Genomic DNA, 10,367 nt, shown 5'->3' on the forward strand with positions numbered 1-10,367 from the left:
ACGTCAAGATATTAGGGAGCCGCCTCATGCCGCACACCTGGGACCCGGACCGCTACCTCGCCTACGCCGACGAGCGCGGTCGCCCGTTCGTCGAGCTCGTGGCCAGGGTCGGGGCGACCGACCCCGCCGAGGTGGTCGACCTGGGGTGCGGGCCGGGCAACCTCACCGGCCTGCTCGCCGGACGATGGCCCGGCGCGCACGTCGTCGGGCTCGACTCCAGCCCCGAGATGATCGCCTCGGCTCAGGCGGGCGCCCCTCGCGGCGGAGGGCCGGTCGAGTACGCCGTCGCCGACCTGCGCGACTGGACCCCGCCCCGGCCGGTCGATGTCCTCGTCAGCAACGCGACGCTCCAGTGGGTGCCCGGGCACCTCGAGCTCCTGCCCCGGCTCGTCGCCGCGGTCGCGGACGGCGGCTGGCTCGCCTTCCAGGTGCCGGGCAACTTCGACGAGCCGAGCCACACCCTCCGCGCCGAGCTCGCCGGCGAGCCGGCGTACGCCGAGCACACGGCCGGCGTCGCCGCGCCGTCCTCCCACGACCCGGCCGACTACTACGACGTCCTCGCTGCGGCGGGCTGCGAGGTCGACGTGTGGGAGACCACCTACACCCACGTGCTGCGCGGGCCCGACCCCGTGTTCACCTGGGTCTCCGGCACCGGCGCCCGCCCGACGCTCCAGGCGCTGCCCGACGACCTGCGGGCGGAGTTCGAGCGCGAGTTCCGGCGCCGCCTCGCGGCCGCCTACCCGGTGCGCGCCGACGGCACCGTGCTGCTGCCGTTCCGCCGGGTCTTCGCGGTGGCGCGGGTCGGCGCCGCGTGACCGCGATGCGGCTGCACCACGTCCAGGTCGCGTGCCCGCCCGGTGGCGAGGACGCCGCCCGCAGGTTCTACGGCGAGGGGCTCGGCCTGACCGAGGTCGCCAAGCCGGAGTCGCTGGCCGGCCGCGGCGGCGTGTGGTTCCGCGCCCACGACGACGAGGGCCGGGTGACGGCCGAGCTGCACGTCGGCGTCGAGGAACCGTTCGCGCCGGCCCGCAAGGCGCACCCGGCGTTCGTCCTCCCGTCGCTCGAGGTGCTCCACGAGGTGGCGGCCCGTCTGGACCGCCTGGGGTGCGCCGTGGACCGCCGTGAGTGGGACACCTTTCCGGGGTACCACCGGGTGCACGTTCCTGACGCCTGCGGCAACCGGGTCGAGCTGCTCGCCTGACCCGACCGTCGCGTCGTACCACCGCCACCGCGCGGTTGACAGCCCGGCGTCCGAGCGAGGAACGTGCTTGGAGCCAGACGTCGTTCTCGGGGGGAGTGGGGCTGACGTGACACAGGCAGACACGCCGACGTCGATCGGCGCGACGCAGGTCGTCAACCGCATCAAGCGGGCACAGGGGCAGCTCTCGGGCGTGCTCCGCATGCTCGAGGAGGGTCGCGACCTCCAGGAGATCGTGAACCAGCTCAAGGCCGTCTCGCGCGCGCTCGACCGCGCCGGGTTCGCGATCATCGCGAGCGAGCTGCGCGAGTCGGCCCGCAAGGGCGCGGTGACCGAGGAGGAGCTCGACCAGCTGGAGCGGTTCTTCCTCTCGCTCGCCTAGCGAGGCTCAGCCGGCCGGGACCGCGCGTCCCGGGTTGGTGGGCAGGGTGTCGAGCCCGCCGGGACGTACGCCGCGCCACGCGTCGAGCACGGGCGCGAGCTCGGCCGGGGTCGCGCCGTGCAGCACCACGCTGTCGGCGCCGGCGTCGAGCTGGTCCTGGATGCGCCGCGCGCAGTCCTGCGTCGACCCGGTCGCCGACGCGGCGAGCCACTCGGCCGGCAGCACGTCGTCGCGGAGGTGGCGCAGCTCCTCGACGGTCCCGATCGCGTCGAACGCTCCGGGGTAGCCCCGCACCAGGTCGTCGGCGCGGAACCGCTCGAGGGCGGCGAGGTCCCAGCCGTTCACGCGGACCAGCACCTCGCCGTACCCCTGGAGGTAGGTCGCGAGCCGCCCGACCAGCCTGCGCAGCCGCTGCTCCTCGGTGATCGAGTCCTCCACGGTGGCCAGCACCGACCAGACCCGCACCGACGCCGGGTCGCGGCCGGCGCGCTCGGCGCTCGCGCGGACCGTGCGCACGGCACGCGCCAGCGTCTCGTCGGTGAGGAACGTGTGGAGCACGACCCCGTCGGCGACCCGGCCGGCGAGCTCGAGGCTCTTCGGGCCGATGGCCATCATCAGCACCGGTATGTCCTCGTCGAAGCCGCGGTCCTGCGACAGGTAGGGATAGCGGCCCGCCGGTCCGTCGTGGCCGAACGCCTCGCCGTGCCAGAGCCTGCGGTAGATGCCGATCGCGTCCTCGAGCTGGGCGCCGGTGATGCGGGGCAGGCCCATCACGTCGAAGAGCAGGTCGAAGCCGCGCCCCAGGCCCAGGGCGTAGCGGCCGCCGCTCAGCCGGTGCAGCGTGGTCGCCATCGTGGCGGTCACCATCGGGTGGCGGGTGTTGTGGTTGGTCGCCGCGGTTGCGATGCCCAGCCGCGTCGTCGCGGCCGCCACCGCGCCGGCGAGCACGCCGGCGTCCTTGAGGTTGAACCGCTCGGAGAGGAACGCCGACCCCAGCCCGAGCTCCTCGGCCAACCGGACCTCGTCGAGCAGGTCCGCCGGCTGGTCGGTGTGCCCGGCGAGGCCGTAGCAGGCGAGCTCGGGCAGCGGGGTGTGCACGCTCGGACGGTAGCGGCGAACTTGACACGTGTCAGGTGCCAGTTCCTACTCATGGGTAACATGACCGCATGAGCCAGGTCCTCTCGCTGTGGCAGAAGTGCCGCTCGATCCCGGTGGTCGGCACCCGGGTCTTCTCGATCGCCTTCGGGCAGAAGGCGCCGTACTTCGCCTCGATCCGCCCGCGGTTCACCGTCATCGAGCCTGACCACGCCGAGCTGGTGATCCCCGACCGGCGGCGCGTGCACAACCACCTCGGCACCGTGCACGCCATCGCGCTGTGCAACGGCCTCGAGGCCGCGATGGGCGCCCTCGCGGAGGCCACGATTCCGTCGACCAAGCGCTGGATCCCCAAGGGGATGACCGTCTCCTACACCGCGAAGGCCGTCGGCGACATCACCTGCATCGCCGAGACCGACGCCGAGCAGTGGACCTCGTCCGACCCCGACCTCCCCGTGCGCGTCCGCGGGGTGATGGCCGACGGCACGGTGGTCATCGAGGGCGTCATCAACCTCTGGGTGACCCAGAAGTCCGCCGCGTTCGCCGGCTAGGAGCAGGGCGACGAGCCGCTAGAACACCTGGCGCCGGCGGCCCCAGAACCACCGGTGGCCGGCGACCGCCACCAAGGACAGCGCCGCGAGCGCCACGGTCGAGCCGCGCGGAAGCTTCCCGTCCGTACGCCGCCCGAGCAGCGCCCGGGTCGCCTGGCTCGACGCCACCGACCCGTCGCTCTGGTGCGACAGCACCGAGCCCGTCGACTGGTGCGAGAGCCACGAGCCCATGCTCTGCGACGAGCCGACCGAGAACGCCGAGGCGAACGACCCGACGCTCCCGATGCTGGCGCACGAGCCCACGGAGCCGATCGACAGCACCGAGTGGTCCGACCAGAGCGAGAGCACCGAGCGGTGCGACCCGATCGACCACCGGCTCTTCCTCGCCCGAGTCATCGCCCGAGTCGTCGCCCGAGTCGTCGTCGGAGTCATCGTTCGAGCACCGTGGCGGTGCCCACCTGCCGCCCCTCGTCGAACACCCCGAGCACCAGCGCCGTCGTGACGTTCGTCCAGGCGCTGAGGTCGACCGGCTGCACGTCGACCTCGATCGTGGTGCCGGGCACGAGCATCGGGTTCTCGGGCAGCAGCGTCACGGCCGCCGCACCCAGGTCCACGTCGCCGTGCCCCTCGGTGCTCGCCCGGAAGTCGGGGGAGTAGCCGTCGAAGACCGGCGTGTGCCGACCGCCCTGCTCCTTGGTCCACATCTCCAGCCGCACCCGCACCGGTGAAGTATGGCGTCACCGGCACCACACCAGGCAAGCCGATGTGGTGACCGACCTGACCCTCCGGAGGCGCGTCGCGCTCCGTTGCGTGTGGGATCCTTGACCTGCCAGCACAGGCACCCCGGACGAGGTCCGCCGTACCCGGTCCCACGACAAGACGGCGCGAAACCGGGAGTGGTCGTGTCCATCGAAGCCGTCAGCACCGTCGTCCAGATCGCCGGGTCGCTGCTCATCCTCGGGCCGTTCGTCCTCGTGCAGCTGCGGCGGCTCCGGCCCGAGGCGCGGACCTATGTGGTCCTCAACCTCGTCGGCTCCACGGTCCTCGCGGCCGACGCCCTGCACGGTCGCCAGTGGGGATTCCTCCTGCTCGAAGGAGTGTGGGCGGTGGTCTCGCTGGCCTCGCTGATTCGTGGGACCCGGCGTGATCCCTCGTACTCTTGACCGGTCATGCGCACCTACCAGGTCCGCACCTACGGGTGCCAGATGAACGGTTGCCTGGCGGCACCCTGACGGGTCACGACTCATGTGCGGCGACGCGTGGAAGTTCGACGGTTGATAGGTCGCAAAGCGTAAGACTTGAGTCCGAAGGTTTTCACGCTCCAGCCAGGGACAAATGCCCAACGGCTCGCCTCCCCTGCCACCCCGGGGTGACCTTGGGGAGGCGAGCCGCCTCGGTCGCGCTCTTCCTCGATACGAGGGAGGGGTTCGGCCCAACGCTTGTCGACGTAGAGCCAGGCCTCGCGAGACCTGTCGAGACCTTAGCACACGAGCTGCCTTTGCTGCTGATGGCCCTGCGATAGCATGTTCCATCGGCACGGGCGCTGAGCCTGCCTCAAGGCGCTCTGCCGGCGCCTGTTCGTTTGTAGCATGTCAAGTGATACGTTTGTTGCATGGTATCCCTGACGTTTGCTCATCTACTAGTAGATATCTAGTCTAGGACTAAGTCGATGACTAGCCCCGAGCGCGCGCGAAACGCGACCATCCGCGAGCCTTTCGAAGTGCTCGCGCCCCGAGCCGTCGAGACCGCTGCTGTGCTCTCCGAACGAGTAAAGGGCCGAGACGCTCAGTTGCGCCGCAGCTTCCTTCGGCGGGGTCGTTCGGAGAAGCCAACTCCCATGATGACCATGCTGCGAGGGGGTCGCGGAGGGGAGGTGAGGCTAAAGCTGTATCTCAGCCTGTTGTGGATAGCAGTCGCCCCTCCCCACAACGTCAGTTACCCGGCCCGCACCTGGGCAGCACTGGTTGGATTGGCGGACCCACCGGGGCGCGGGGCTCGTCGCATCAACGACGCGCTGCGATGGCTGTCGGAGAACGACTTTGTGGAAGTTCAAGGCGAGAAGGGCGTGCCACCGATTGTCACCGTCCGGAGTGAGTCGGGCGACGGCAGCCGGTACTCACTCCCGGGCTCGACCATCAAGCGCCTGCAGCTTGAAGGGAAGCCTTGGAACAGGCATGCCTACGAGAAAGTTCCAGGGCAGCTGTGGACCAACGGTTGGATGGCTGCGCTGGATGGGCCGGCGCTCGCTTGCCTGCTTGTCTTGCGCTCGGTCCCACCAGCGGTCGACGCGGTGTTCGATGTGGGGGCCTGGTTCTCACCGGCCTTGCTCCGCGAGCGCTACGACATGTCAGATGACACGCGCAAGAGGGGTATGCGACGGCTGAATGAACTCGGAATCATAAAGACAGAGAGCCGCGTGTTGGGCCGAACATCGGCTGACTTCCAGCGGTCGCGCACGGAGTACCACCTCCAGGCCGGAGTGCTGGCGCAGAGTCCCTTCAGTACGCCGTCGCGCCCTATTGACCTAGGGCATGACGAGGCTCGACTTTGACAACTGCATAAGTCAGCAGCCGAACGAGCCGGGGTACTGCCCCGCTGCATGGTGGCGCACGCGCGGATGGAGCGCTGGGGCTACTGGCTGAAGATGTACCAAGAGCCGCCGATGTTGTCATCTGACTGAGGCGCGATGGCGATGAGTGTGTAACCCTGAGAGGCGAGGCTGTTCAGCGTCACCTCGAGTGCGCTAGTGCTGATTGTTTGACCCGCGGCCATGCCTACGAGTGTCGCTTGGTCACGAACGATGTATGCCATCTGTGGCTCTCCTTATGAGGGACAAGTACGGGCTTGTCGAGTCGTTGCCGAAGGGCTCCCATGCACCGCCGCATTCGAGTGCGTGCCAGGTGCCCTCGGTCGCGAACCGGCTCAACGCACCTGACCCTATGGGCACGGTGTCAGGTTGGTGCATCCGCTTCGCGCGAACGAAGGAGGCTCTGACTCTGTATGTCCTTTCGCTCGACCTGTACGGATTTAGCTCGACTCTGTAGAGAGTTTCCAGGCGCGAGAATGCATAACTGCGAGGCAGGCGCTTGATACGCGCCCGGCCGCGAGCTCATGCGCTACGGATAGTGCGCCCAACCTCCTCCTCCTACTAGTCGGCAGACCAAGGGTCGGCTGACGCGTCGCGAATGGACCAGGCGCCCAGACTGCGCTGGGTCGCTCGCTCATCGACGTAGGGGTCGGACTCCTCTCGTCCGAGTAACTCCGTCCGATGCAGTTCCTGACTTAGATGCACGTCGCGATTGGCCATAGCGACTCGGAGGGCCACGTCTATCGAGAGAGTGTCGCTGTCTCTGAGGCGTCCTATCTCGACATTGCCCACGGAGGATGTGAAGGCCTGCTCGAAGTCAGCGCGGAGGGCGAACTCTCCGGGTGCCGTGGCTACGACGTAGTCCTCCCTGATGTAGACGCCGAACCTCGGGGGAGGCGGCGGGCTAGGAGCGTGTTCCATGCCGGGCCAGTAGAAGCTCGGTCCACTGCCAAGCGAGGTCGGGAGGTTGGCGATGAGGCGGCTACTGTCGTCCCGTAGTCGCATCTTGATACCTCGTGCTGGCAGCGTCACTGCGGAGTCGCCGACGTATCCAACGAAAACACGCATGACGCAGACGAGTTCCAGCCTGGGTCCGGAGTTGGCTGGCTCAGTGTGGAGAGTTGCCCGGACGGTAGCTTCGGCAATCGACATTGGCGGCACCTGAACATTGGCGGCGAGCATGTCGACTAGCTCGTAACGATGGGCGCTTCTGGTGGTGGCGCCGGACCGCATCGGGACGTCGCGATTTCCACTGTCCGTCTTGACCACGTATGGCACATCTTCCGTCGAGAAGACCAAAGCGGTCGCAAAATCGGTCTCATCCAATTGGACAACCCGATGCATGTCCAGACGCGGGGGCGGTTGGTCGAACTGCTTAGAAAGCCTCGCGAGCCACTCACCAGCCTCAACGGGACTCGGTTGCACGGCGCGTCCGCTCCTTTCGTCAACTCCGATGACGTAGAAGAGCGGCTCCCCGGCCAGTCGATTCGCCGAGGCCGCGAGCTGGCGTGCCTTATCGACAGTTGGCCAATCTGACTTGAACTCGAAACGGTCGTCCTCGTTGTGACCACGCCGGAGCGCTTGGACGCGGTCGCGTACCAAAGACTCCAACTCCTGAGGTGTCATGACGAGAGTCTAGAGCGGCATACATTAAACGTCCGTTTACTGTACAAAAGCCGGTCCGGCTGAAATAATCGAGCCATGAAGAAGCGGGCTTCCCGAGTCATCGCCTACACGCGAGTCAGCACCGAAGAGCAGGCAGTTAGTGGTCTGGGTCTGGCTGACCAACGCGCCGTCATCGCTGCTGAGGCTGTTCGTCGTGGCTGGGATGACATCGAGTATCTGAGCGATGAGGGTTTCTCGGCGAAGAACCTTGCTCGACCTGCCATCGGTACCGCGCTCGACCAACTTCGCAAGGGCGAGGCGTCCATCCTCGTTGTCTCCAAACTGGACCGGCTGTCACGCTCGCTCCTGGACTTCTGCACTCTCATGGAGTCGGCCAACAAGCAGGGCTGGCAGATTGTCGTTCTGGACCTAGCCGTAGACACCACCACGCCCTCAGGTCAGCTCATGGCTAACGTGATGTCGGCTTTCGCTCAGTACGAGCGTCAGTTGATTGGTGCTCGTACGTCTGCGGCCTTGCAGCAGCTGAAGGCGCAGGGGAAGAGGCTTGGCCGGCCAGTCGCTCTGCCTATGCAGATTAGGCAACGCATCGTGGCTGAGCGTGAGTCCGGGATGACTTTGGCTGCCATCGCCAACCGTTTAAACGGCGACCGCATCGCTACCGCTCGCGGTGGTGCGTCTTGGTATCCCTCGACAGTGAAAGCGGTGCTTGCCTCCGCTGAGTTGGATGCGACGGCTGCCTAGTTCGACTTGCAAGTCAGCTTCTTGCCGTCCGGATACGTCAGCTCGGATGAGCCGTTGCCGCCCTCTGGGCCGACGGCGACGCGCAGTTGGCCGGGCAGCCCGAGGGCTATCGAGGTGCCTTGACCTTGCTGCGCTGTGAAGGAGACGACGATGGCGTCATCGCCTCGGTTGTCGGTGGTGAGCGTGACCTTCTCGTTGACGCCGTAGGTGTAGTCCAGCACCGCGGTCGCGCCATCGATGTGGCACGAGTCGAACCGCCGCTCCTGGGCATCGCCCACTTTCTGGTGGCTGCTCCGGTACCAGCCGACGGAGGTCACAACCAGACCGAGGCACAGAACGACAACAGCTCCGAATAGCAGGCGGTTCTTGAGCATCCCGGGACACTACTCGGCCATGGCACTCTTTCGGCATGAGCGACGACGCCGACCGTGAGCCACGAGTCCCGGAATTGAGCGAAGTCCCACCTGGCCGGTGCTGGTGTGAGTGCCCTGGTTGCGAAGACGGGTACGGCCACTGCAAGAACCCCAAGCGAGGATGTCGCTGGGGTCAGACTCGTTAGGAGTTGCCATGAGCCAAGACATCGAGAGCATGAGCTGTCCTCATTGCGATACCCCGCTGGTAGCCCTTGAAGGTAAGGCGTGGTGTCAGCACTGCGATGCGTTCAGAGGGCCCGACTGCCAAGACGAAGGCTGCGAGTACTGCTCGCCGGAAGAGGCGTGAGCCTTCTCGGTACCGGCCCGTCGTAGCGTGGTTGCATGGTTCGCAAGCCTAAGAATGTTGCTTGGGTCGGCTTCACGCCGGAGCAGGTCGAACTGCTGGACTTCCTGGATTTCGTTGGCAACAACGCCTGGGACCGCAACGGCCAGACCGACGAGCTGATGCCGAAGCTTCTGGCTGACTGCGCAGAAGCAGCCTTGTCCCTGGCTCGAATCAAGCAGGCTATGGAGTCAGTGGGATACAGCCGTCAAGCTTTGCACCAACTCGACCGGTGGGAGTCGAAGCGAACCACGGGCCGGTTTGGCGGGTAGTTAGCGCAGGCTTCGCCTGACGCGCCTCGCTGCGCTCGACTCGTTGCCTACGTTAGACAACAAAGCCAGAGCTCTCATCCGAGCTTGCTGCGGTACTCAGGAACACCTTGCGGGACTTTGGCCGGTACAGAGAGGTATTCCTACCGCCTCCGCTGCGCTGCGGCGGTACACAGGAGAACCCACTTTCTCTTAACCATCCTGATGCTCCTTGGTTCGCAATGGCCGACCGCAGGGAGGTCATGGAGGTGCGAAGCACCGACTGGTTAGCTCTTCCGAGCTTCCAAGGGTTCCTGAGGTTGTGTTGACCTTCATCTGGGCAGCACCTTCCTCAGAGGTGGCTACTCAAAGCCTGTTGACTCAGCACGCCCTACTGACGTCCCTGGAAGTTGAATCGCGCTGCTCGCGGCCAGGGGGAGGTAGGTAAACATCCGTCAAACCTCTGGGCCCTCAATGAGAAGACCCGGTAGGCGGAACACCACTAACGCCTAACCGGGCCTGCTTGATGCGAAGTCTTCGCTTGCTCTCCTGGTTCGAGGTGGTGCTCAACCTTATATACTAAGTATAGCATCTTGGTATGGAATCGTCAAGTTGAGAAGCACCCCTCGAGACGCTTCCGCACGTGCATTCAAAGCGACACCATAGCCACGACCACCGACAGTCCGGCCCGTCCAATCGAAGCCGTTCGCTTAGTGAAGCGACCTTTGACCACGGCACATTTTTCCGCGTGCTCTCACGGGGCCTTCGTGTGCCTCTACAGGCCCCGGAACGGGAACTACCCGGCTGTCAGGGCATAGCCTTGCATCGTGGATGTGAATCGCCCTGGGTTTTGTAGAGGCTCGGGCTATTGGATTCCGGCCAGGGTCTGGTCGGTCCGGGTCTGAGCGTAGAACGCTTCTTCGTACTCTGCTGGTGGGACGTCGTTGAGGTAGCCGTGGAGCCGTTGGTTGTTGTGCCAGTGGACCCAGCCGAGGGTGGCGAGCTCGACGTCCTCGACGCTCTTCCAGGGCCGGCCCTCCTGGGCGGGGCCGCGGATGAGCTCGGCCTTGTAGTAGCCGTTGAGGGTCTCGGCCAGGGCGTTGTCGTAGGAGTCGCCCACCGAGCCGATCGAGGGTGTCGCTTTGATCTCGGCGAGTCGTTCCCCGTAGCGGATGGAGGTGAA

Annotated in this window: 14 protein-coding genes and 1 riboswitch; of the genes, 8 read left to right on the top strand and 6 right to left on the bottom strand. The window is 66.2% G+C overall.

Features of this window, described 5'->3' with window-relative positions:
• The first annotated feature begins 26 nt into the window (after positions 1 to 26).
• The 3 genes from G514_RS0122845 (at position 27) to G514_RS0122855 (ending at position 1,580) form a co-directional block, all read left to right on the top strand.
• Entirely contained in the window at positions 27 to 815 is a 789-nt protein-coding gene (locus tag G514_RS0122845; RefSeq protein ID WP_028653632.1) for a trans-aconitate 2-methyltransferase, read from the top strand.
• 5 nt (positions 816 to 820) lie between these two features.
• Entirely contained in the window at positions 821 to 1,201 is a 381-nt protein-coding gene (locus G514_RS0122850) for a VOC family protein (RefSeq protein WP_028653633.1), read from the top strand.
• 106 nt (positions 1,202 to 1,307) lie between these two features.
• Entirely contained in the window at positions 1,308 to 1,580 is a 273-nt protein-coding gene (locus G514_RS0122855) for a metal-sensitive transcriptional regulator (RefSeq protein ID WP_211222214.1), read from the top strand.
• 6 nt (positions 1,581 to 1,586) lie between these two features.
• Here the strand turns inward: G514_RS0122855 and G514_RS0122860 are convergent, their stop codons facing one another.
• Positions 1,587 to 2,678 (bottom strand): TIGR03857 family LLM class F420-dependent oxidoreductase, encoded by a 1,092-nt coding sequence (locus tag G514_RS0122860; protein WP_028653635.1) that lies wholly within the window; start codon positions 2,676 to 2,678, stop codon positions 1,587 to 1,589.
• A 68-nt stretch (positions 2,679 to 2,746) separates the two neighbouring features.
• Here G514_RS0122860 and G514_RS0122865 point away from each other — a divergent pair, with 68 nt between their 5' ends.
• Positions 2,747 to 3,226 (top strand): hotdog fold domain-containing protein, encoded by a 480-nt coding sequence (locus G514_RS0122865; RefSeq protein ID WP_028653636.1) that lies wholly within the window; start codon positions 2,747 to 2,749, stop codon positions 3,224 to 3,226.
• An 18-nt stretch (positions 3,227 to 3,244) separates the two neighbouring features.
• Here the strand turns inward: G514_RS0122865 and G514_RS28535 are convergent, their stop codons facing one another.
• The gene (locus G514_RS28535; RefSeq protein ID WP_084152332.1) at positions 3,245 to 3,622 is read right to left on the bottom strand and encodes a hypothetical protein; all 378 of its coding nucleotides are present in this window, start codon (positions 3,620 to 3,622) and stop codon (positions 3,245 to 3,247) included.
• A 32-nt stretch (positions 3,623 to 3,654) separates the two neighbouring features.
• On the bottom strand, positions 3,655 to 3,948 hold the full coding sequence (locus G514_RS0122875) for a hypothetical protein (RefSeq protein WP_028653637.1): 294 nt from the start codon (positions 3,946 to 3,948) through the stop codon (positions 3,655 to 3,657).
• A gap of 100 nt (positions 3,949 to 4,048) precedes the next feature.
• A riboswitch (guanidine-III (ykkC-III) riboswitch) is annotated at positions 4,049 to 4,115 on the top strand.
• Between the two features lie 13 nt (positions 4,116 to 4,128).
• On the opposite strand from G514_RS0122875, the gene G514_RS0122880 reads away from it, so the two are divergent.
• On the top strand, positions 4,129 to 4,389 hold the full coding sequence (locus tag G514_RS0122880; protein ID WP_245582312.1) for a CBU_0592 family membrane protein: 261 nt from the start codon (positions 4,129 to 4,131) through the stop codon (positions 4,387 to 4,389).
• 674 nt (positions 4,390 to 5,063) lie between these two features.
• A complete protein-coding gene (locus G514_RS30550; RefSeq protein ID WP_157545165.1) occupies positions 5,064 to 5,777 on the top strand; it encodes a hypothetical protein in 714 nt (237 codons plus the stop codon).
• A gap of 597 nt (positions 5,778 to 6,374) precedes the next feature.
• Here the strand turns inward: G514_RS30550 and G514_RS0122895 are convergent.
• Complete coding sequence (locus G514_RS0122895) at positions 6,375 to 7,439, bottom strand: hypothetical protein (RefSeq protein ID WP_028653641.1); 1,065 nt, start codon at positions 7,437 to 7,439, stop codon at positions 6,375 to 6,377.
• A gap of 75 nt (positions 7,440 to 7,514) precedes the next feature.
• On the opposite strand from G514_RS0122895, the gene G514_RS0122900 reads away from it, so the two are divergent.
• A complete protein-coding gene (locus G514_RS0122900; RefSeq protein ID WP_028653642.1) occupies positions 7,515 to 8,180 on the top strand; it encodes a recombinase family protein in 666 nt (221 codons plus the stop codon).
• Here the strand turns inward: G514_RS0122900 and G514_RS0122905 are convergent.
• On the bottom strand, positions 8,177 to 8,554 hold the full coding sequence (locus G514_RS0122905; protein ID WP_157545169.1) for a hypothetical protein: 378 nt from the start codon (positions 8,552 to 8,554) through the stop codon (positions 8,177 to 8,179). The two genes, G514_RS0122900 and G514_RS0122905, sit on opposite strands and share 4 nt — an antisense overlap.
• A gap of 381 nt (positions 8,555 to 8,935) precedes the next feature.
• Here G514_RS0122905 and G514_RS0122910 point away from each other — a divergent pair, with 381 nt between their 5' ends.
• Complete coding sequence (locus G514_RS0122910; RefSeq protein ID WP_028653644.1) at positions 8,936 to 9,208, top strand: hypothetical protein; 273 nt, start codon at positions 8,936 to 8,938, stop codon at positions 9,206 to 9,208.
• A gap of 841 nt (positions 9,209 to 10,049) precedes the next feature.
• Here G514_RS0122910 and G514_RS0122915 read toward each other — a convergent pair.
• Positions 10,050 to 10,367 (bottom strand): integrase core domain-containing protein (locus tag G514_RS0122915; RefSeq protein ID WP_028653645.1); only part of this gene is annotated, 318 nt, incomplete at its 5' end.

The sequence above is a fragment of the Nocardioides halotolerans DSM 19273 genome, assembly GCF_000422805.1.
Classification (GTDB): domain Bacteria; phylum Actinomycetota; class Actinomycetes; order Propionibacteriales; family Nocardioidaceae; genus Nocardioides; species Nocardioides halotolerans.